Annotated in this window: 19 protein-coding genes and 1 riboswitch; of the genes, 3 read left to right on the top strand and 16 right to left on the bottom strand. The window is 70.0% G+C overall.

The window, feature by feature from the left end:
* Positions 1–7: 7 nt before the first annotated feature.
* Positions 8–160: riboswitch (FMN riboswitch) on the bottom strand.
* A 255-nt stretch (positions 161–415) separates the two neighbouring features.
* Both VKT83_06735 and VKT83_06730 read left to right on the top strand, forming a co-directional pair.
* Positions 416–1,303 (top strand): serine hydrolase, encoded by an 888-nt coding sequence (locus VKT83_06735; protein HLY22150.1) that lies wholly within the window; start codon positions 416–418, stop codon positions 1,301–1,303.
* Between the two features lie 22 nt (positions 1,304–1,325).
* Positions 1,326–2,519: an MFS transporter gene (locus VKT83_06730; protein ID HLY22149.1), complete on the top strand. Its 1,194-nt coding sequence runs from the start codon at positions 1,326–1,328 to the stop codon at positions 2,517–2,519.
* Positions 2,520–2,533: 14 nt separating this feature from the next.
* Here VKT83_06730 and VKT83_06725 read toward each other — a convergent pair whose 3' ends face one another.
* The 13 genes from VKT83_06725 to VKT83_06665 all read right to left on the bottom strand — a co-directional run bounded on the left by VKT83_06725 (position 2,534) and on the right by VKT83_06665 (position 16,377).
* Positions 2,534–2,989 (bottom strand): YbaK/EbsC family protein, encoded by a 456-nt coding sequence (locus VKT83_06725; GenBank protein HLY22148.1) that lies wholly within the window; start codon positions 2,987–2,989, stop codon positions 2,534–2,536.
* A gap of 53 nt (positions 2,990–3,042) precedes the next feature.
* Positions 3,043–3,594, bottom strand: coding sequence for a cytochrome c (locus VKT83_06720; GenBank protein HLY22147.1), 552 nt, complete (start codon positions 3,592–3,594; stop codon positions 3,043–3,045).
* A 115-nt stretch (positions 3,595–3,709) separates the two neighbouring features.
* Complete coding sequence (locus VKT83_06715) at positions 3,710–4,420, bottom strand: TlpA disulfide reductase family protein (GenBank protein ID HLY22146.1); 711 nt, start codon at positions 4,418–4,420, stop codon at positions 3,710–3,712.
* Position 4,421: 1 nt separating this feature from the next.
* Positions 4,422–5,930 (bottom strand): proline--tRNA ligase, encoded by a 1,509-nt coding sequence (gene proS / locus VKT83_06710; GenBank protein HLY22145.1) that lies wholly within the window; start codon positions 5,928–5,930, stop codon positions 4,422–4,424.
* A 113-nt stretch (positions 5,931–6,043) separates the two neighbouring features.
* Complete coding sequence (locus VKT83_06705; protein ID HLY22144.1) at positions 6,044–6,904, bottom strand: sulfurtransferase; 861 nt, start codon at positions 6,902–6,904, stop codon at positions 6,044–6,046.
* A gap of 335 nt (positions 6,905–7,239) precedes the next feature.
* Positions 7,240–8,556 carry an oxalate/formate MFS antiporter gene (gene oxlT / locus VKT83_06700; GenBank protein HLY22143.1) on the bottom strand — a complete coding sequence of 439 codons (1,317 nt, stop codon included), beginning with the start codon at positions 8,554–8,556 and terminating at the stop codon, positions 7,240–7,242.
* A gap of 269 nt (positions 8,557–8,825) precedes the next feature.
* On the bottom strand, positions 8,826–9,854 hold the full coding sequence (locus VKT83_06695) for a thiamine pyrophosphate-dependent enzyme (GenBank protein HLY22142.1): 1,029 nt from the start codon (positions 9,852–9,854) through the stop codon (positions 8,826–8,828).
* A gap of 30 nt (positions 9,855–9,884) precedes the next feature.
* A complete protein-coding gene (locus VKT83_06690) occupies positions 9,885–11,117 on the bottom strand; it encodes a pyruvate ferredoxin oxidoreductase (GenBank protein ID HLY22141.1) in 1,233 nt (410 codons plus the stop codon).
* A complete protein-coding gene (locus VKT83_06685) occupies positions 11,117–12,289 on the bottom strand; it encodes a 4Fe-4S dicluster-binding protein (protein HLY22140.1) in 1,173 nt (390 codons plus the stop codon). Before VKT83_06685 ends, VKT83_06690 begins: the two co-directional genes overlap by 1 nt.
* A gap of 32 nt (positions 12,290–12,321) precedes the next feature.
* Entirely contained in the window at positions 12,322–13,095 is a 774-nt protein-coding gene (locus VKT83_06680; GenBank protein HLY22139.1) for a FadR/GntR family transcriptional regulator, read from the bottom strand.
* 131 nt (positions 13,096–13,226) lie between these two features.
* Entirely contained in the window at positions 13,227–14,060 is an 834-nt protein-coding gene (locus tag VKT83_06675; protein HLY22138.1) for a carbohydrate ABC transporter permease, read from the bottom strand.
* Between the two features lie 58 nt (positions 14,061–14,118).
* A complete protein-coding gene (locus tag VKT83_06670; protein HLY22137.1) occupies positions 14,119–15,078 on the bottom strand; it encodes a sugar ABC transporter permease in 960 nt (319 codons plus the stop codon).
* A 3-nt stretch (positions 15,079–15,081) separates the two neighbouring features.
* Positions 15,082–16,377 (bottom strand): ABC transporter substrate-binding protein, encoded by a 1,296-nt coding sequence (locus VKT83_06665; protein ID HLY22136.1) that lies wholly within the window; start codon positions 16,375–16,377, stop codon positions 15,082–15,084.
* Positions 16,378–16,491: 114 nt separating this feature from the next.
* Here VKT83_06665 and rlmD point away from each other — a divergent pair, with 114 nt between their 5' ends.
* The gene (gene rlmD / locus VKT83_06660; GenBank protein HLY22135.1) at positions 16,492–17,856 is read left to right on the top strand and encodes a 23S rRNA (uracil(1939)-C(5))-methyltransferase RlmD; all 1,365 of its coding nucleotides are present in this window, start codon (positions 16,492–16,494) and stop codon (positions 17,854–17,856) included.
* 19 nt (positions 17,857–17,875) lie between these two features.
* On the opposite strand, the gene VKT83_06655 is transcribed toward rlmD, so the two are convergent.
* From VKT83_06655 to VKT83_06645, 3 genes are read right to left on the bottom strand one after another with little or no spacing between them, the layout of a single operon-like run.
* On the bottom strand, positions 17,876–19,159 hold the full coding sequence (locus tag VKT83_06655) for an alkaline phosphatase family protein (GenBank protein HLY22134.1): 1,284 nt from the start codon (positions 19,157–19,159) through the stop codon (positions 17,876–17,878).
* A 21-nt stretch (positions 19,160–19,180) separates the two neighbouring features.
* Positions 19,181–20,068, bottom strand: coding sequence for a diaminopimelate epimerase (gene dapF, locus VKT83_06650; GenBank protein ID HLY22133.1), 888 nt, complete (start codon positions 20,066–20,068; stop codon positions 19,181–19,183).
* A 2-nt stretch (positions 20,069–20,070) separates the two neighbouring features.
* A complete protein-coding gene (locus VKT83_06645) occupies positions 20,071–21,219 on the bottom strand; it encodes a D-alanine--D-alanine ligase (protein ID HLY22132.1) in 1,149 nt (382 codons plus the stop codon).
* Positions 21,220–21,278 lie beyond the last annotated feature (59 nt).

The raw sequence follows: 21,278 nt of genomic DNA, 5'->3' as shown, positions 1-21,278 counted from the left end.
CAGGCCAAACAGCCTTCTCTCATCCGGACTGTACCGTCGGCTCTGGAATCACACCAGATCGTGCCGGCTGTGCCGGCTCGCGGGCTGTACCGCCGATCGGGAATTGCCGGGCGCGCCTTGCGGCGCTGATCCCCCGGCTCACCCTGCCCCGAAGGTCCGTGGCGTGTTCTCTTCAGTTGTGGAGACACTATAACACGGGCAGGAGGCCGCCAGCAATGGCGGCCGGAGGTTCTGCGCGAGACGGGGCGCCGCCGGGGGAGCAAGGCGATCCGGAGACGAAGACGGCACCATGGCCACGACAACCAGGCGGCGACCCACGGGCGGAACGCGCAGGTCCAGATCGCGGACCTCCCGATCGCGCGCCACCGGATCGCGCGCCGCCAAATCGCGCGTCGCCGGCCGCGCGCCGGCCGCGTTGCTCTCCCGCCTCCGGCGCATCGCCGCGCGCCTGGACGGCACGATGGGCGTGTACGTCCACCACCTCACCGGCGGCGAGACGACCGCGCTCGAGGCGGACCGGCCGTTCCAGATGGCCAGTGTCTTCAAGGTGCCGCTCCTCGCGGAACTGATGTCGCAGGTCGCCGCGGGCGCGCGCTCGCTCGACGATCAGATCACACTCGCGGACGAGATGAAAGTGCCGGGCTCCGGCGTCCTGAAGGAGCTGTCCGCCGGCACGCGCTTCACCGTCCGCGATCTGGCGATGCTGATGATCATCGTCAGCGACAACACCGCGACCGACATCCTGCTCGACCTCGTCGGCGCGGACGCCGTGAACGCGCGGATCGCCGCCTGCGGGCTGACCCGCACCGCCGTCACGATGGGCTGCCGCGGGCTGCTGCGCGACCTCGTGGGCCTCGCGGACGCCCCGGACACGCCGGAAACCCGCCGGCTCGCCGCCGAGCGCCTGCGGCGGCGGGAGCTCGACTGGAACGCCCGCGTGTACCACGACGAGCGTGCGAACATGACGACGCCGCGCGACATGGGGCTCCTGATCGAGCAGATCGTGCGGCCGACCCTCGAAGGCGGCAGGGACGGTCCGGTGCCGCGGGAGGCCTGCCGGCTGATGCTGGACCTGATGCGCCGGCAGCAGGTCCGGGACCGGCTGCCGCTGCTGCTGCCGCCCGGCGTCGAAATGGCGCACAAGACCGGTTCCCTGACGCGGGTCAGCAACGACGCCGGCGTGCTCTACACCAAGACGGGACCGGTTGTCGTCAGCGTCTTTACCCGCGACCTGGCGGACGACCTCAAAGGACGTCTCGCGATCGCAGAAGTAGGCCGCGCCATCTACGACGCCTACGCCTAGGTCCAGGCCTGAAGGCGGCGCGATGGGCGCGCCGCTGTGGACGGCCGCGGCGGCGTGGGGCGTCTTCTTCATCGCCAACGCGCAGCGGATCGACGTCGTCCCGTTCTTCAATGATCTGCGCGCCGCCTACCACGTCGACTACGCCGGCGTCGGTGGGCTGCTGTCGGCGTACCTGCTTGGGTACGTCCTCGCGCAAATTCCCGCGGGGCTCGCCGCGGACAACATGCCGGCGCGGCGGGTCACGATCGCCGGCCTCGCCTGCATGACCGCAACCTCCGCCGCTTTTGCGCTCACCGGACGCTACGTGCCGGCGCTCGCGCTGCGGTTCTTGATGGGGCTCAGCGGAGCGGCCCTCTATTCATCGACGGTCAAGCTGATGCTCGGTGTCGCCCGGAACCGCGGCGCCGCGATGGGGATTTTGCAGTCGGGCGCAGGCGCGGGCATGGTGGCGGGCCTCTTTCTTATGCCGTTGATGAGCGGATGGACCGGGATTCCCGCGGCGTTCCTCGCGCTGGCGGCCGCGACGGCCGCCGTCCTGGCCGGAGGCGCCGTGTGGCTGCCGGCCGGCGCCTCACCGCGCAGCGGCGGGGAGCCGGCGCATCGCCAGATCGGCGGTATCGCCGGACAACCCACCTTCCTCGCGCTCTCGGGCTCGGTGTTCCTCGCGCTGTTCAGCGCGTACGGGATCACGGCGTGGCTACCGACCTATCTCGCGAACGCGTTCGGGTTCAGCCGCACGGCCGCGGGCGGCCTGGTCGCGGTCGTCAACGTGGCGCTGCTCGCGGCGTCGCCTGTCGCGGGCAATCTCTCCGACCGCATCGGCGCGCGGACGCCGGTGATTCTCGCGGGCTTCGGCGTGCTGGTCGCGTCGTTCGCGCTGCTCGCCGGCGTCCGCAGCGCCGCCGGCGTCGCCGTCAGCACGGTGTTGGCCGGGACGGGGCTCGCGCTGACGCTGCCGGTCCTGACGACGCTCACGACGGAGTTGTTCGGCATTCACCGGGCCGGCGTCGCGGTGTCGCTCAACCTCGCCGTCGGCCAGATCGCGTCGACGATCTCCGGCGTGCTCTTCGGCTACGTGCTCGACGCGACGCGGAGTTTCACGCTGGTCTGGCTCCTCGGCCTCGCCATCGCACTCGCCGGCTTCGTCCCCGCGGCGGCATTGCGGCGCGCCGAATATGCGTCGCGCGCCGCGGCCACGGGGGCCACGGCAGGGTAGCCGGCGGTCGGCGGTTACTCGGCGATATCGCCGACCGTACCGGAGGTCACCCGGACCAGCGCCGGCGGCTCGATGGGAAAGACCGCGTGCGGAGTTCCCGCGGCCGCGTAGACGACATCGTACGTCAGCAAGACTCGGTCCACAAAGACCGGCAGCGGGCTGCGGTGGCCGACGGGCGGCACACCGCCAATGCTGAAGCCGGTCGCGTCGCGGCTCGCGTCCGCGCTGGCTTTCTCAACGCGCGCGGCGCCGGCGAGCCGCGCGACCTTCGCCGTGTCCACGCGGTTCGCGCCGGAGGCCAGCACGAGCACGGGCCGGCCGTCGGCCAAGAACACGAGCGACTTTACGATCTGTCCGGTGGACGTCCCCAGGGCGCGCGCGGCGTCGTGAGCGGTGCGCGTGCTCTCGGCGAACTCGACGATGCGGACCTCTACGCCCGCCGCGGCCAGCGCGGCGCGCACGCGCGCCACCGCGTCCGGCCTGCCCGGCTCGGGCGAACCAGCCGGCGCGCGATCGGCGGGCGTCACTTATGCTCTGAGAAGGTGTGCTCGTAGAGGATGATCAGCCAGCGCTGCTGCTCGGTGAGCGCGCCCTCCCAGGGCGGCATCGCGGAGCCGACGTCCTTGAACGGAGACACCGTGCCGCCCACCGAGAGCCGCCAGAACCAATAGCCGTCGGGCAGTTTGGCGTGAATCGGCGTCTGGAAGTCGGCGGGCTTCGGATTGAGCGAGGCCGCGGCGGGCCCGTTCCCGGCACCGTTGGGCCCGTGACACGGCGCGCAGTTGGCGTTGAACAGCTCCTTGCCCTTGGCAAGATTGTCCGGTGCCGGGGGCAGGGGGTCTTTCATGGACGCGTACTGGGCCGGCGGCTCCGGCCGCGCCGCGTTGATGTCCTTGGGGTACGTACTGTTTGCCACGACGGCCGGACCCGTCCAAGGCTTGGCGGACACCGACGCCGTGGGTCCCGACGGCGTCTCGGCCGGATGTTCGCGCATCGACTGGATCTGCCGCCCCGTGCACCCGGTCACGCCGGCGCACATGAGAAGCAGCGCCCCCGCCAGCGAGCGCGAAGACATCGTTCACCCCCGATCACGACGAGAGGATTGGCACACGCATGCCGTGCGCGGATTACCGGGATACGATGTTAGACGGCGGCGCGGAACTTCCCTGCGCTAAGACGCGCGGCGGGCGCTATCGGCCCGTCCCGCCCAGCAGCGCGTCGAGGCGCTGCGTGAGCGTGCGTTCGCCGGCGGCGCCGACGAAACCGCCGAGCTGCCGGGCGCGGATCATCCCGGAGGCGTCGACGAACACGGTCGTCGGCAGTCCGATCACGCCGTACGCGCGCGGCAGCCGGTCGTCCGGCACCGTCACGATCGGATAGTCGACATGGTATTGGTCCAAGAACCGGCGCGCTTCGGCGGGCGTGTCGTCGACATCGAAGCCCACGACGACCACGCCGCGCGACGCGTACGCATGAGCGGCCTTCACGAGGAGCGGCATCTCCGCCCGGCACGGTCCGCACCACGACCCCCAAAAATTGACGACGACGGGATGCCCCCGCAGCGCCGAAAGCGAAAGCCGGCCGCCCGCGGCGGGGACGACGAACGGCGCGGCGGTTCCCGGCTGCACCGCGGAGGAGGACGGCGGCGCGCCCGGCGAGAGGACGGTCAGCGAGAACGCGGGCGCCGGCGCCGGCTTCACCTCTCCCGTCGCGCCGGACCCGCCGGGACCGAGACCCGGCGGAACGGGGCTGCCCGGTTCGCCGATGACGATCGCCGGGCCGGTGTTCCTCGAGATCGTGTGCGGAGGCCGCATCCACAGCACGGTCGCGCCGATGGCCGCGGCGGCGCACGCCGCCGCGATCGGAATCAGGACGAGCCGGCGGGTGGGCGCGTGGGCCACTTCAATACGCGCGGGCGAAGTACACGACTTCCCTTGCCGGCGCGCCGCAGATGAGGCACGGTCCGTCCGCGGGCTCCTCGGTGATGACCCGCGGCGACGCGCCGCTCGCCTTACGGATCGACTGCTCGCACGCCTCCGTCCCGCACCACACCGCGCGGACGAAGCCGCGGCGGGTCGCGACCGCTTCCACCAGCTCCGCAAGCGACGCGGCCGCGACGATGTGCGCGTCAAGGTACCGCTTCGCCTGGTCGAACAGGGCCTGGCGCACCGCGGCGAGCGCGGCCGGCAGCGACTGCTCGAGCCCGCTGATCGGCACGGACTGCTTGGCGCCGCCGGCGGACCGCCTGCCGGCGGACTCGCCGGCAACCATGTTATCGAAGCCGGCCCGCGGCGCCAGCACCACCTGTTGCTGCGCCAGGTCCCGCGGCCCGATCTCGAGCCGCAGCGGGACGCCGCGCATCTCCCAATCGTTGTACTTCCAGCCCGGCGTCACCTCGGTCCGGTCGTCGAGCCGGACGCGCACGGTCGCGCTGAGGCGGCGGGTCAAATCCCGCGCCGCGGCGAGGACGTCGTCGCGCTTCGGCCCGCTCAGGATCGGCACCACGACCACCTGAAACGGGGCGAGCGCGGGCGGCAGCACCAGGCCGCGGTCGTCGCCGTGCACCATGATCATCCCGCCGAGGATCCGCCAGCTCACGCCCCACGACGTCGTGTACGCGTACTTCTCGACGTTGTCGCTGTCCAGAAACTTGATGTCGAAGGCGCGGGCGAAATTCTGGCCGAGGTCGTGCGAGGTCCCGGACTGCAGCGCCTGGCCGTCCGGCATGAGCGCCTCGATCGTGTACGACCGCTCGGCTCCGGGAAACTTCTCGCTCTCCGGCTTGCGGCCGGACAGCACCGGGATCGCCGCGTCGGTCTCGGCGAAGTCGCGGTAGACCTCGAGCATCTGGCGGGCTTCCGCCTCGGCCTCTTCCGCGTTCCGGTGGGCGGTGTGGCCCTCCTGCCACAGGAACTCCATCGTGCGCAGGAACGGGCGCGTCGCCTTCTCCCAGCGCACCACGTTGCACCACTGGTTGATGAGGACCGGCAGGTCGCGGTACGACCGGATCCAGCGCGCGTACATGTGTCCGATGGCGGTCTCGGAGGTCGGGCGGACGGCCAGCGGCTCGCTCAGCTCCTCGCCGCCCCCGTGAGTGACCCATGCGACTTCGGGCGCAAAGCCCTCGACGTGCTTTGCCTCGCGCTCGAGGAAGCTCCGCGGGATGAACAGCGGAAAGTAGGCGTTGGTGTGACCGGTCGCCTTGAAGCGGCGGTCGAGGCCCGCCTGGATCAATTCCCAAATCGTGTAGCCGTACGGCCGGACGACGATGCAGCCCCGCACCGGGTAGTAGTCGGCAAGCTCCGCCTTGAGCACGACGGCGGTGTACCAGTCGGAAAAGTGCTCGGCTTTGGAGGGAATCTCTTTGACGAACTCGCGCTCGTCTTCGGGACGGGCCGCTGACCGCGACATCACGGCGATTCTAGCAGGCCTGCTTCGAGAGCGTCAAACAAGGCGCGCGCGGTCGGGAACGGGCGCGGGGGCGGCCGCTGCGGCCCCCGCGCCGCCCGCCGTGTCCGAGCCGGTCAGCCCTTGGCCTGCCGGAGCGCCGGCTTTTCGATCGGCACCCCGACGAGGCTGCCCCATTCCGTCCACGAGCCGTCGTAGTTCTGGACGGCGGGGTAGCCGAGCAGATACTTCAGCGTGAACCAGGTCAGCGAGGAGCGCTCGCCGATCCGGCAGTAGGCGATCACGTTCTTGTCGGGCGTGACGCCCTTGCCCTCGTACAGCTTCTTCAATTCTTCCGCCGATTTGAACGTCCCGTCCTCCCGCACGTTCTGGCCCCACGGGATGTTCTGCGCGCCCGGAATGTGGCCGCCCCGCTGCGCGCCCTCCTGCGGGTACGCCGGCATCGCGATCAGCTCGCCGCTGTACTCCTGGGGCGACCGCACGTCGACGAGCGCCGACTTGCCGAGCGCGGCCTGTACCTGGTCGCGAAACGCGCGGATCGACGCATCGGCGGGTTTGGCCTCGTAGCGCGCCTTGGGGTGGGACGGGACGTCGGTCACGGCGGGCCGCCCTTCCGCGATCCACTTCGCGCGGCCGCCGTTCAGCACGCGGAGATTGTCCGCGCCGTACATCTTCAACAGCCAGAACGTGTACGTGGCGAACCAGTTGTTCTTGTCTCCGTACAGGACGAGCGTCGTGTCGTTGCCGACGCCGTGCGCCCCGAGCAGCGTCTCGATCTGCTCCTGATCGATCCAGTCGCGCCGGACGGGATCTTGCAGCTGCGTCTGCCAATTGAAGTGCACGGCGCCGGGAATATGCCCCTGGCCGTACAGCGTCGTGTCTTCCGAGATTTCCGCGACCCGCACGGCCGGATCGTCGAGATGCTCGGCGAGCCAGCCGGTCTCCACCAACACGTCGTGCGCGTAGCCCTGTGGCATCGGTCAAACCCTCCCTGTTTTGGATGAAGGCGTGCGCCGGCCGCCCGTCCCCGGCGCGCAGCGCCGGACGGGCGGCCTGTCCCCTCACACGAGAAAGGCGGAGACCGGAATGTTGGTGTGCCTTCGAAACCCGCCGAACCGAGGGACAGACAGGAGAACGTCGGTCCCGGCGAAGGCTACTCCGGCCTCCGCGCAGGACAGATACATCGACGAGGGTTGTACGCCGAACGCATCCGCGTCATGGTCACTCTAGTAACTAACAATCGATCCGCGGCCTGTCAAGGCGAAGGGGGCCGTCCGGCCCCCCTCGTCGGCATGGCACAGTGCGCCGGACGTTACCCGCCGCCGCCGGCGGTGGCCGGCATCATCCTCGATGGGGCGGCGGCCGCCCCGGGCATCGGCAGGCGCTTCAGGACGAACAGCGCGATCAACGCGGCGATGAAGTTCGCAATCGCCGCGATGTAGAACACGAGCGTCCAGGTGTGCTGGGCCTCGAACAGCATCGCCGCGAGCGGGCCCGCCCAAATCGACGCGAACCCCTTCGCCGTGTACATCAGTCCATAGTTCGTCGCGGCGTACCTGCGCCCGAAGAGGTCGGCCACCAGCGCCGGCACGAGCGAGTACACCTCGCCCCAGAAGAAGAACGCCGCGCCCGAGGCGACGACGAACCCGACCGGGTTCTTGAGCAGCGTGAGCAGCCAGAGGATGGAGAACCCCTGAATCCCGAAGGCGATGAACATCGAGTTCTCGCGTCCGATGTGGTCCGACACCCAGCCCCAGATCGGCCGCGTGATGCCGTTGAGGACGCGGTCGACCTGCAGCGCAAGCACGAGCGCGGTCAACCCCCACATCACGATTGTCTTGTCGACGCCGGTCGACTTGGCGATCGGCCCCAGCTGCGCGGTGAGGATCAGCCCGCCGCCCACGACCAGCATCATCATCACGTAGGTCACGTAGAAGTGCGGCGTGCGCAGCATCTGCGCGGGGGTGCTGTCGGTGACCGCCTGCCGGACGTGCCTGGACACCTTCCTGATGATCCCGGCGACCTTGAACGTCTCCGGCGGCGCCTGCAGGAAGAGCGCGGCGAGCACGACGATGACGCCCTGCAGGATGCCGAACTGGAAGAACGCCGCGCGCCAGCCGGCGTGGTTGATCACGTTCTCGATCGGCGCGACCGAGAGCGCGGCGCCCGCGCCGAACCCCGCGGCCACCAGCCCGGCCGTGAGCCCGCGCTTGTCGGGGAACCATTTCAGCGCGGTCGCGATCGTGGCGCCGTAGATGATGCCGCCGCCGATCCCACCGACCACGCCGTACCAGAACAGCAGCTCCCCGAGCGTCCTTACCTGGGCGCTCATAACCCAGGCGACGCCGATCAGGACGCCGCCGACGATCGTCAGCAGGCGCGGCCCGATCCGGTCGACCAGCCAGCCTTCGACCGGTACGAGCCACGTCTCCAGCAGCACGAACAGCGCAAAGACTCCCTGCACCGCGCTGAGCTTCCCGAGCCCGTCCTTGACGAGATGCGTGGGAAAGAGCGTCCACGCGTATTGGAGGTTCGCGTTCGGGATCTGCGCGATCACCGCCGCCGTGAGAATCCACCAGCGGTATTTCAGCATCCATTCCTGCGTGTGGTCGGCTGCCGCGGTACTCATGAGTCCACCACCCTTCGCCTGCAGCGTAGGTGCCCCCGGAGCATGCGGACCGAGCGCGTCGTGCGCGGCGGAAGAAAATCAAAGGGCCCCCGTCGAGCCCGGATGAAACGGTCCATCCGGACGTCGCGCAGAAGCCCTTCGAAGGCCCCGATCATGCGATCACCTCGTGTCGCTTTCGCGTCACTTCGGATCACGCGGTCACGCAGCGCTATTCGATTGTGCGGCGCGGTCCCCCTAGCCGTGCGGACCGGCGCCCTGCCCGGCGCCCCCTAAGCAGGCGGCTGGTCGTTCAACACGTCGGTCGAAAACGGCAGCACGCCCGGCACCAGCCACTTCGTCCACATCTCGTCGATCTTGGCCTGGAAGTAGTCGATGTCGTCTTCCGTGAAGTGCGCGAAGCGGCCCTGCTTCAAGAGGTAGTCCCGCACCGGCAGCCGCTTCTGCCGCCCCTCGACGATGGCCTTGCTCTTGCCGTACATCTTGAGCACGTGGTTCTCGACTTCGAAGAGCGGCCACACGCCGGTCAGCACGGCCAGCTCGCCGAGCTCGTGGGAGAGCATCGGGTCGTAGTCCCAGCCCTTCGGGCACGGGTCGAGCGAGTGGATGAAGGTGGGCCCGCCGATGCTGAGGGCCTTCCGGATGCGGTTCATGAAGTCCACCGCGTACGACGCGTCGACCGTCCCGACGTACTTGCACTCGGAGTGCCCGGCCGCCAGCATCGCCGCCATGTTCTTCTTCCAGCGCTTGTGCAGGATCCGCTTGGCCTTGCCGGGCGGCGAGAACGTCGTGTGCACACCGTAGGGGCTGCTGCCGGACACCTGGATGTCGGTGTTGGCGTACGACTCGTTGTCGTACAGCAGAATCAGATGGTTGTAGTCGGTGTGCTGCAGCGCCGCGGAGATCGCCGACAGGCCCATGTCCGCTCCGCCGCCGTCGCCGCAGAACGAGATGATGTTGATCGGCTCCTGCTTGATCCGGCCCTTGCGCATCAGCGCCGTGTAGCCGGCCGCGGTGCCCACCGCCGCGGAGCCCGACGAGCCGAGCTGGGTGTGCATCCACGGCACAACCCACGGCGTGCTGTAGTACGTCGTGTTGGCGACGTACATGCAGCCCGTGCTGCCGAGCACCACGGTGCGCGGTCCGGCGGCCTTCACCATCAGCTTCATGACCAGGGCCGACTCGCACCCCTGGCACGTGCGGTGGCCGGAGGTAAAGTACTCCTCGAGCGGCGCCCGCTTGACGCCCTTGATCGGCTCGAGCACCGGGACGGGCATCGCCGCGAGTTCAGGACTGTCCATTGGTCAACCCCTCCTGTTTGCGCGCGCCGCTCAGGCGCGCACGCCGATCCAGATCGTGTCGTTGGGCGCTACGCCGGCTTCGGCCGCCTTGCGGGTATGGTCGAACATCTCGCGGACGCCGGGGATCGTGACCTCGCGGCCCCCGAGGCCCGTGATGAAGCTCACGACCGGCGGGTGCTTCGGCTGGTTGTACATCGCCGCGCGAACCTCGTTCGCGACGACGCCGCTGTTGTACGGCGAGCCCATCGAGAAATCGCGGTCGGCCACGCCCACCGCCGCGAAGCGCGAGAGCAACGCGCCGAGCCGGGCATAGTCGAACGGCCGGAACCACCGGATGCGCACGAACCCGACCTTCTGGCCCTTCTCGCGCATCTTGCGGATCGCGACCTTGACCGGCATCGACAGGGTACCCATCCCGACGAGGACGAGCTCCGCGTCGTCGGTCATGTACTCCTCGAAGAACGGGTTCTCGACCCGGCGGTGGAAGATCCGCTCGAAGTCCTTGTACGCCTCCTCGATCACGGCGCTCGCGTTGCGCATCGCCTGGTCGGTCTGTCGGCGGATCTCCATGAGCCAATCCTCGTTGACCTGCGGCGCGATGGTGATCGGGTTGTCGGGATGCAGGCGAAGGTCTTTGCGGTCGTACTTGGGCAGGAATTCGTCGACCCACTGCTTGGGCGGGATCTTGACGAGCGACTGCGAGTGGGTGAGGAACGCGCCGTCGGTGCTGATCGCGCACGGCAGATACACGCGCCGGTCCTCCGCGACCCGATAGGCGATCAGTGTGGTGTCGAGCGCCTCCTGCGCGCTATCGACCCAGATGTGCATCCAGCCGAGATCGCGCGCCGCGAGAGCGTCGTTGTGCTCCGTGCCGAAGGAGCCGGGATCGTCGAGCGCGCGGTTGCCGACCATCGCGATCATCGGCAGGCGCAGCGCCGGCGTGACGGCGATCGCCTCGAACGCGTAGCACCAGCCGACGCCGCTCGAACCGCACAGCGTCCGGGCGCCGACGACGTTCGCGTGCTTCGCGATCTCGAACTGGCTGTGCTCGCTCTCCGCGACGATGTACTCGGCGTCCTGCTCGCCGTTGGCGATCTGCTTCGCCACGAACTGCATCATCGTGTCGTACGGCCGGATCGGGTACGCGGTAATGACGTCGACGTCCGCGAGCTTGGAAGCGACCGCGACGGCCTCGCTGCCGCTGATCAGCGCCTCCTGCTCGGCGACCGCCGTCCGGACGGCCGTTGCGCTTTCCGCGTCCACTACTCCTCACCTCCGGAAGTCCCGGTCCCCGCCTGGGCGACCTGCTGTTGGTACTGACCCTTGTACCGGAAGCCGTGCGAGCGCTCCGGCCGGTCCTTGATCTTGATCTCGACCCACTTTGCGTAGGCCTTCTTGTCGGTCTTGTAGGCCTCCCACTGGCTCTTGTTGTCGGTGAACGCCTGCTCGTTGACCATGGTCACGCAGTCGTCGACCGGACAGACCGCTTCGCAGACCCCGCAGCCGCAGCACGCCTCCGCGTTGAGGTCGTACGTCTGATCGGGCGTCACGTCGAAGCACGAGTCGGGACACTGCAGCCAGCACAGCGTGCACTTGATGCACTTGTCGAAGTCGATGACCGGGCGCATCGTGCGGGTCGAGTACTTCTTGAAGTAGGGGTTGCGCGCCGGGCGGTAGCCGCCGATCTGGTCGCCGAACTTGATCGGCTCGCCGAGGGTCATGCCGTCGATCGTCACGCCCTCGCGCATCTTCGTCCAGCCCGGCAGGTCGAACCTGTACGGCACCTCGGGGTTGCCCTCGCCGGCCCGGACGGTCTGCGTCGTCACGGACTCGTACGCGCGGCGGGCGGAGGCGACCTTGAGCTCGTCTTTCCACTCTTCTTTCACCGCGGCCAGCATCGCGTCGAGGCTCACGAGGTCGGGGCACAGCTTCGGCAGCGCGCCGAGCACCCGCGCGTCCGTGTGGTCGTCCTTGTAGACCCACAGGCCGGAGAAGCTCGGGAGCGCCGGGAGCACCGCGAGACGGTACGGCGTCTTCTTCGTGTGGCAGAACTTGACCAGCTCGGCCGGCGGCAGCGTCGAGGTGACGAGCAGCACCGCGTCCTCGCGGACCTTCTCGTTGATCGGCTGCAGGCCGTACCACGCCCAGGACTCCACACCCTTGCAGAGCATGTCGTCGAGGTTGATCGTGATGTCGGTCTCCGCCGGCTCGTACTGCGCCATGCTCAGCTGCAGTTCTTCCTCGTCCGGGGAGACGATCGCGAAGTTCTTCGCCGGAATGCCGTTCCGCTGCGGCGAGTCGCCGTAGCGGCCGAATGCGATGCCGATCTTGCCTTCCTTACGGGCCGCCAGCACGATGCCGCGGCAGATGTTCTTGGCGAGGTTGGTCTGAAAAATCCCCCGGTAGATCACTTCGACCGAAATGGTGCGTCCCATCCCCTGCCTCCTCGCTGCTGCTTACCGACGCGTCATCCTCGGGAACCCGCCGGCGATTCTGTCCCGTCTCGCGCAGGACCTCCGGCCGCTTCGCGGCCTCCTGCCGCACGGCTCTCCGGAAACAGCGTTCCTTCGATCTCCTCGATGTGCCCGCGCATGCGCTGCGCCGCGGCGTCGGGATCCCGCCGGCGGATCGCGTCCAGTATCCGGCGATGGCCCTCGAGGGACTTCTCGGCGCGGCCGGGACCCTGCAGCGAGCGCGCGCGGCTGTCGCGCAGCAGGTCCATCAGCACGTCCATCGTTCGCAGCACGACCTGGTTCTTGGCGGCCGTGGCGATGCGGTAGTGGAACTCGTTGTCGTCCTCGAGGGCGAGTTCGCCGGCCCGGACCCGCCGGGTCTGGCGCTCCACGATCTGCTCGAGCGCGCGCACGTCGTCGTCCGTCGCCCGGAACGCCGCGGCCCGAGCCAGCGGCGGTTCGAGCATTTTGCGCATGTCGAACAGATCGGCGAGGCGGTCCTTGCCGGCGGTCAGCGCGTCGGCGAGCGGCCGGACGAGGCGATCGATCGGAATCTCGCGGACGAGGGTGCCGTCCCCATGCCGGGGCTCGACGAGTCCCTGCACCTCGAGCACGCGGATCGCATCGCGGACGGAGCTGCGGCTGACGCCGAAAATCTCCGCCAGTTCACGTTCGGGGGGAAGCTTGTCGCCGGGCTTGAGACGTCCCTCGGCGATCAGGCGCTGAATCTGCGCGGCGACCTCGGCATAGACCTTGGTCTTCCTGACGGGACCAAGATCGGCCTGGATGGGTGACGCGGTACTTGGCGCGATGGCGATCGCCCCCGGACTGAGCCGGTCCGATCTGGCCCAGTGGTCGGACCATCAAACAACCACATTATGGGCCGGGGACGGTGGGCCGTCAAGCCGTCTACCCTACGCTAGTCTTTCACGGCGCCGGCGACGAGCCCGCGGACGAAGTACCGCTGCAGCGTGAAAAAGACGGCGAGCGGCAGCACCATCGAGACGAACGCCGCGGCCGTGAGCAGGTGCCAGCCGCTCCCGAGCGAGCTCACCAGACCGGCGATCGTGACCGTGAGCGGCGCCACGCTCGGCCGCCCGCCGAGGTAGCTGAGCGCCACGAGCAGGTCGTTCCACACCCAGAGAAATTGGAAGATCGCGAGCGAGGCGACCGCCGGCAGCGACAGCGGCAGCACCACGCGAAAGAACGTCTGCGCCGCGCCGGCGCCGTCGATGGCCGCGGAGTCCAGCACGTCCGGCGGCAGCCCGCCGATGAAGTTCCGCAGCAGAAACACGGCCAGCGGCAGCCCGTACCCGGTGTGCGCCAGCCACAGCGCCGGAAATGTGCCCGTCAGCCCGGCGGCCGTGAAGAGCCGCAGCACCGGGACGAGCGTCGTCTGCAGCGGGACGACCAGCAGCATCACCATGAGCGCGAACAGGGCGCCGCGTCCCGGAAACGCCATCCACGCGAACGCGTAGGCGGCGTATGCGGCGATCAAGAGCGGGATGGCCGTCGCCGGCGCCGCGATGACCATGCTGTTGAAGAACCCGGCGCCGAGGCCCTGGGCCGTGAGCACGTCGCGGTAGTTGGCCGGCGTGAACGCGGGGTGCCGGAACACGGTCCACCAGCCGCTCGCGGCCACGTCTGAGGCCGGGCGGAGCGAGCTGACGAACAGCCCCACGACGGGCGCGAGCCACACCGCGCAGATGAGCCAGAGGACGAGGTGCACCGGGGCGCGGCGAAGGATGCGCATCAGCGGACGGCGTCGCCGCGCCGGCGGACCGCCTCCGGCGGACTCGCCGGCAAAGATGTCATTGACGCAGGCGGCGGAGGTTGACCGCCATGACCGGCACCGTCGCGGCGAGCAGGATCACCGCCAGGGCGGCCGCCCGGCCGAGTTGCTGATCCACGAACAGCGCATGATACATCCGCGTCGCGAGGACGTCGGTGTCGAAGTTGCCGCTCGTCATCACGTAGACCACGTCGAAGACCTTGAGCGCCGTGATGACCATCGCCGTGGCGACCGCGCCGGTGGTCGGCCCGAGAAGCGGCAGCGTGATATTCAAGAACACGCGCCACTCGCCGGCGCCGTCGACGCGCGCGGCCTCCACGATTTCGGCCGGCACGGCCTTGAGCGCGGCGGCGAACACGACCGTGGCGAATCCGACCCAGGTCCACACGCCGACGGCGATGAGACACAGCGTGTTCCAGGGGGCGCCGACCAGCCACGCCCGCGGCTCGAAGCCGGGCAGCAGGGCGCCGAGCGCCGCGTTCATGAGGCCGATCTGCGGCGCGCCGGCCGGGCGGAACTCATAGACGAACTTCCAGATCACCCCCGCCGCCGTGAACGACAGCGCCATCGGCAGGAACACGATGCCCCGCACCGCGGCGTCGTATCGCACGCGCTCCGCCAGCGCGGCGATCCCGAGGCCCCCCGCCACGACCACGCCGGTGAAGAGAACCAGCCAGACGACGGTGTTGCGCAGCGCGATCAGCGCCTCTCGGCTCTCGAACGCGTAGACGTAGTTGGCGAGCCCGATCCACGCGGCGCCGGTCGCGTCGCGCACGCTCAGCACGACCGTGTCGAGCGTCGGGTAGACGAGAAAGACGGCGACGAACACCAGCGCCGGCGCCAGCCAGACCCACGGACGCAGGGCCCGCCGCGAACGGACCGGCAGCCGGCCGAGCACGAGTTCGGCGGCCAGGATGTAGGCTACCGACGCGGCCGGGGCGCCGGCCAGCGCGATCGCGGCGAGCAGCAGCGTGCCCACCGGCTACTTGTAGGCGTCCCGCGCGACGGCTTCGAGATGTGCCAGGATTGCCCGCAGCTGATCCGGATGGGCGACGTAGTCGAGCGTCCCTTTATAGAACGCCGCCGTCATCTCCGGCGGCATCATGTCGCCCGCGCCGAAGCGGGCCGCGGGCGCGCGCACCAGGAGCTCCGCCGCCCGGCGGCTGAGCACGTCCGGGTAGGCGTCGAACGGCACGCTCTTGTTCGGCGACAGCGCTCCGCCCCGCTTCACCCAAATCGCCTGGGCCTCCGCGGACACGAGGTACCGCATGAGCGCCCGCGCCTGCGGCGTGTCGTGGAACATGCCGAACACGTCGCCCGCGATCTGCGCGACCCCGGCGTACGGCGGCGCGATCCGCGGCATCGGCACGAACGCGAGGTCGGCGCCGGGACGGATCCACGAAAACTGCTTCTGAATGATGTCCTCGATGAACGTCGCCTGGAGGTGGAACAGACAGCGCGGCGGTTTGGCGAACATCGGGAACGGCGCTTCGCCAAAATCGGTCGCGAGCACGGCCTGCGGGCCGCCGTAAACGTACTTCGGGTTCGCGGCGATGCGCCCGAACTGCTCCCACGCCTGCCGCACCGGCGCCGCGTCCCACGTGATCTTGTGCTGCACCCACGCGTCGTGCGCCGCCGGACCGGCCGCGCGGAGCAGCAGCATGTCGATCCAGTCCGTGGCCGGCCAGCCGCTCGTCGCGCCGCTGCCGAGGCCGAGGCACCACGCGCTCGTGCCACGGCCGGCCAGCCGGTCGGTGATCGCGAGCATGTCCGCCCACGTCTGCGGCAATGCGACGTGCTCGGCCGCAAGCGTCTTGGGGTCGTACCAGACGAGCCCCTTGAGGGCCGTCTTGACGACGATCGCGTAGGGTTCACCGCCGACCCGGCCGATGTCGCGCCACGTCGCCGGATACTCCCGCGCGAGGCGCGTCATGTCGAGGACGCGGCCGAGCGGCTTGAGCGCGTGGGACCGCACGAGGGCGGGAAGCGCGCCCGGGTTCGGCAGCCCGGCCACGTCGGGCGGATTGCCGCCCTGGACGCGAGTCTGCAGGACCGCGCTGAGATCCCGCGTGCCCTGGAACTCGACGTGCGCGCCCGTGCGGTCTTCGAAAGGCTTCACCATGGCGTTGAAGCTGTCGAGCTCCGACCCGCCCCAGGTGCCGAGGACGCTCACGGTCCCGCCGAGCTTCCCCGCGGCGGACGAGCCTCCCGCGCCCGCCGCCAGCAGCATCGCCGTCGCGACCACGCACACCACCGCCGTGCGGCGTCGTGTCGCCACGCGGCCTCACCTCCGACCGGTCCTTCTCCGGGTGCGCGCACGGGGCCCGCGCAACGGACCGGTGCCCATGCACTTACCTATATCCCCTTCGCGCGTCTGCTATGATGGCTCGCGATGGTTGTGGCAGCGACGCGGCCCCGCCGCGGCGACGAGATCACCCTCACGATCGACCGGCTCGCCTACGGCGGCCGCGGCGTGGGCCGGCTCGACGGCTTCGTCGTCTTCGTCCCGGATACGGCGCCCGGCGATCGGGTGCGCGCGCGGCTGTGGCGGGTGAAGGCCGGCTTCGGCGAGGCCGACCTCCTCGGCATCGAATCCCCGTCGCCCGTCCGCACGGCGGCGCCCTGTCCGCACTTCGGGCCGTGCGGCGGGTGCATCTGGCAGCACGTCACCTACGACGCCCAGGCCGCGGCCAAAGAGGCGATTGTGCGGGAAAGCCTCGCCCATCTCGGGGGGCTTCGCGACGTCGAGGTGCGACCGATCGTCCGCATGGCGGCGCCGTGGTACTACCGCAACAAGATGGAGTTCTCGTTTCATCCCGACGGCCTGGGCCTGCACCGGCGCGGCGCGTTCGACAAGATCGTCCCCATCGAAACATGCTACCTCGAGTCCCCGCGCGCCAATATCGTTCTCTCGGAAGTCGACGCGTTCGCACGGACGTCGGGACTGTCGAGCTATGATCCGCGCAGCCGCACGGGCATGCTGCGGCAGGTCGTGATCCGCGAGGCCAAGGGCACCGGCGAGGTGATGGTCGCCCTCGTCACGACCGCGCGTGAGGTGCCGGGACTGCGAGGCCTCGCGGACCGGCTGCTGGCCGTCGTGCCGGAGATCGCAAGCGTCGCGCACGGGGTCAACGCCGGACCGTCCGACGGCGTGCCGCTCACCGACGTCACGATCGTCGCCGGACAGCCTTACATCCGCGAGGTGCTCTCCGGCCTGACGTTCCGCATCGGCCTCGAAACGTTCTTCCAGACCAACACCGCGCAGGCCGAGCACCTCGTCGGCGTGGTGGAGGCAGACGCAGACCTGCACGGAGACGAAACCGTCTTCGACCTCTATTGCGGGGTGGGCACGTTCTCGCTGGCGCTGGCCCGCCGGGCGGCGCGGGTCTACGGGATCGAGATCGTCGCCCCGGCGATCGACGCCGCCCGCGACAACGCCGTCCTGAACCGGATCGCCAACGCGGAGTTCGCGAGCGGCGACGTGCGGCTGGCGTTACCGGCCTTGGTGGAACGGGCCGGGCGGCCCGACGTGCTGATCCTCGATCCGCCGCGCTCCGGCGCGGGCGGCCGGGTGATGCGCAAGATCGCCGCCGCGGGCGCGCCCCGGATCGTCTACGTGTCGTGCAACCCGACGACGCTCGCCCCGGACCTCCGGGAGCTTATCGCCGAGGGCTACGTCGTGCGGCATGCGCAGCCGCTCGACCTCTTCCCCCACACCTATCACGTCGAGTGCGTGGTGCTGGCGGAGCGCGCCTGATCGCACCCGCTCGCAGCCCCTAGGCGCCGCCGCGCGCCAACCGCACGAACAGCGGCATCAGATCGGTCCCCTTGAGGGTGCCGAGCGCGCCCTTCGCGCAGGCTTTCTCGTTGAAGACGCGCGTCCCGTCGGGTTCGATACCGTCGCCCGCGACGAGCAGCGGCACCGGATCGTCGGAGTGCCTGCCGAGCGTGACCGGCGTCGCGTGGTCGGCGGTCACCGCGATCACGACATCGTCGAGCGGCACGTGCTCCAAGAGCGTCCCGAAGAACGCGCGGTCGATCAGCTCGATCACGGCGCGCTTCGCGTCGGCCAGGCCGTCGTGTCCAGGCTCGTCGGGCCCCTTGAGGTGCATGTAGAGGCCGTCGAAGTTCTTGTACTCCCGCGCGGCGGTCTGCGCCCACTCTCGGTAGACCCGTTCCTTGTCCTCGCCGCTCGGCGGCACCGGAATCACCTGCATCCCGGTCAGTTCCGCGATGCCGCGCTCGACCGGCATCTCCACGAAACAGCCGAACCGCACCCCGAACCGCTCCGCGATCGGCGGCAGCTGCGGCGCGTGATCCCCGGCGTCGCGGACGAGGATCAGGTTGGCCGGCGGTTTGCCGTCCGCCCGGCGGCGCGCGTTGACCGGATGCGCGTCGAGGATCCGCCGCGCCTGCTCCGTGAACTCGTTGACGAGCGCGGCGGCCACCTTGGCCTCCTCGCTCTCGTCGAGCGGCTCGCAGACCTCGACCTCGTTGCCGGCGTGCTCCCGCGCGACCCCGAGACCCTCGACGCGGGCATAGGCCGGATCGGTGTTGGAGATCTTGGCCGACAGGCGGCCGCCGCGGCGCCGCATCACCACCGCGGCCCGATGGGCGACGCTGCCGCGCACCTCAACCTCGGCCGGCGCGGCCGAGAACCGCACCCCGCGGGTCACGGCATCCGCGAGCGCGTGCGCCTCGTCCGTCGTGAGATTGCGGCCGGCGCGCCGGTCCACGATCGTCCGGCCCTCGCCGCCCGTGGCGAAGTTGCCGCGCAGCGCGAGGTCTCCGTCGGCAAAGCGCATCCCCGAGCCCACCACCTCGAAGACCCCCCGGCCGGTGTGGTACTTAAATGGATCGTAGCCGAGGATCGCCATCACCGCGACGTCCGATTCCGGCGCGATTCCCTTGCCGACCGTCTGCACCAAGCCCGTGCGACCGTCGAGTGTCAGGGCCCCGAGAAACGGCACGGCCGCCGCCTCGAGCGGGGTGCGGTTCCCGAGCGCCGGGACCGGCCGATCCCCGAGCCCGTCGAGGACCGTGTACAGAATGCGCGCCATCACGTCACCTCCACCCGGCGGCTATGGTCGTGAACGCCCGCGCCGGAGCCGGCTCAGCAGGTCCGGGCTCAGCGTCCCGCGCGAGACCTCTTCGACGGGCCCCGTGAGCCGCAGCGCGTAGTCCGCGCCCACTTCCACGCGGAGCACCCCGCCGGGACTGTGCACCGCCAGGTCGCGTCCGGTGCGACCCTGCCGGACGCAGGCCGCGGCGACCGCGCTCGAGCTGCTGCCGGACGCCATCGTCTCGCCGGCGCCGCGCTCCCAGATCCGGATCGTGACCTTGCGGGGCGAGTCCACGCGCACGAACTGGACGTTGATGCGGTTCGGAAACATCGGATGATGCTCCAAGGCCGGCCCGAGGCGGGGCAGATCGACCGCCGCCGGATCGTCGACGAACACGACGCAGTGCGGGTTGCCGACCGACACCGCGGTGATCAGGAGCCGCTCGCCCGCGGCCTCGACCGGCTCGCCGACGATCTCGCGATCCGGCCCCGTCGCGGGAATCTCCCCGCTGCGGAACGTCGCCCGCCCCATCTCCGCGGTGATCGACCGGACGGCGCGGCCGCGCACGTCGAGGGTCACCCCGACGATCCCGCCCTTCGTCTCGATCGAGAACGCACGGCGGCGCAGATAGCCGTGATCCCACAGGCACTTCGCGAAGATCCGGATGCCGTTGCCGCTCTTCTCGGCCTCGCTGCCGTCCGGATTGAAGATCCGGAGGCCGACGTCCGCCCGCCGGCTGCGCTCGAGCGTCAGGATCCCGTCCGACCCGACGCCCTGGTGGCGGTCGCAGATCTCGCGGATCCGCTCGGGCGTCAGCCGCACCGAGAACGTGCGGGGATCGACGACGAGATAGTCGTTCCCCAGCGCGTGCGAGCGCACGTATTCGTCGCGGCGGAGACGCGCCACGATCAGGTTCCGCCGGCCGGACGATCGTGGCCGCCGGCGGGCCGGGTGCGCCGGCGCGCGCGGTCGCGGCGCAGGGCCGCGGCGATCATCCGGTGCAGCAGCTCCGCATACTCGATCCCCGCGGCGCGCGCGGCGAGCGGGATCAGGCTGCCCTCGGTCAGTCCCGGGATGGTGTTGACCTCCAGCACGACGACGTCGGTGCCGGACAGGAACAGATCCACGCGCGAGAACCCCTCGCAGCCGAGCACCTGATGGGCGCGCAGCGCCAGGTCCTGCGCCTTCGCCGCGGCCGCCCCGGAGATGCGCGCCGGACAGATCTCTTCGGACGCGCCCTGATACTTCGCCTCGTACGTGAAGAACTCGCGCTTCGGGACGATCTCGATGACGGGAAGGGCCTGCGGGACGCCGGTGTCCGCGTCTTCGAGGATGCCGCACGTCAACTCCGTGCCGCGCAGATACTCTTCCACCAGCACCACGTTGCCGTACGCGAGCGCCTCTTCGACCGCGGCATCGAGCGCGGATTCCTCGCGCACGATCGTCACCCCGATGCTGGACCCCTGCGCGTTGGGCTTGACGACGCAGGGATACCCGAGATCGCGCGCGACGCGGGCCGCAAACTCCTCGCGGACGGCCGGCCACCGCTCGCCGTCGAGCAGAATCCACGCCGGCACCGGCAGGCCGCTCGCCTGCAGCACCTGCCGGCTGCGAAGCTTGTCCATCGCCAAGGCGCTCGCGAGCACGCCGGAACCGGTGTACGGAAGGCCGAGCAGCTCGAGCAGGCCCTGGACGGTGCCGTCCTCACCGTACGGTCCGTGGAGCGCGACGAAGACCACGTCGATCTCGCCTTCGCGCACGACCTCGTCGATGTGGTGAGAGGCCGCGCCGAGCGACGGCACCGGCGACAGCGCACGGCCGGCGGGTGCGGCGGACGGATCCGGGGCGGGCGCGGGCAGCTTCAACAGATCGGGCCGCGGCAGCCACTTCCCCTCGGCCGTGATCTCGACCGGCAGCGCGTCGTACGTCGCCGGATCGAGCGACCCCAGCACCCGCTCGCCGCTCCACAACGAAACCTGGCGCTCCGCGGACGGACCGCCAAATAATACGGCGACGCGAAGCCGCCGCCGGGACGAACGTGGAGGAACCGAGGTCATGGGATGCGCCGCCGTATTCGGGGACAAAGGACGGTTCCCCTCCGGCAGCGTACGAGACG

The organism is bacterium (assembly GCA_035308905.1).
Taxonomy (GTDB): domain Bacteria; phylum Sysuimicrobiota; class Sysuimicrobiia; order Sysuimicrobiales; family Segetimicrobiaceae; genus DASSJF01.
This window is presented reverse-complemented; position numbering and strand designations above follow the sequence as displayed.

Coding starts and splice junctions, on each gene's coding strand:
- VKT83_06730 (HLY22149.1), top strand. CDS start 1,326: ATGGGCGCGCCGCTGTGGACGGCCGCGGCGGCGTGGGGCGTCTTCTTC.
- VKT83_06720 (HLY22147.1), bottom strand. CDS start 3,594: ATGTCTTCGCGCTCGCTGGCGGGGGCGCTGCTTCTCATGTGCGCCGGC.
- proS (HLY22145.1), bottom strand. CDS start 5,930: ATGTCGCGGTCAGCGGCCCGTCCCGAAGACGAGCGCGAGTTCGTCAAA.
- VKT83_06705 (HLY22144.1), bottom strand. CDS start 6,904: ATGCCACAGGGCTACGCGCACGACGTGTTGGTGGAGACCGGCTGGCTC.
- oxlT (HLY22143.1), bottom strand. CDS start 8,556: ATGAGTACCGCGGCAGCCGACCACACGCAGGAATGGATGCTGAAATAC.
- VKT83_06695 (HLY22142.1), bottom strand. CDS start 9,854: ATGGACAGTCCTGAACTCGCGGCGATGCCCGTCCCGGTGCTCGAGCCG.
- VKT83_06685 (HLY22140.1), bottom strand. CDS start 12,289: ATGGGACGCACCATTTCGGTCGAAGTGATCTACCGGGGGATTTTTCAG.
- VKT83_06675 (HLY22138.1), bottom strand. CDS start 14,060: ATGCGCATCCTTCGCCGCGCCCCGGTGCACCTCGTCCTCTGGCTCATC.
- rlmD (HLY22135.1), top strand. CDS start 16,492: ATGGTTGTGGCAGCGACGCGGCCCCGCCGCGGCGACGAGATCACCCTC.
- VKT83_06655 (HLY22134.1), bottom strand. CDS start 19,159: ATGGCGCGCATTCTGTACACGGTCCTCGACGGGCTCGGGGATCGGCCG.
- VKT83_06645 (HLY22132.1), bottom strand. CDS start 21,219: ATGACCTCGGTTCCTCCACGTTCGTCCCGGCGGCGGCTTCGCGTCGCC.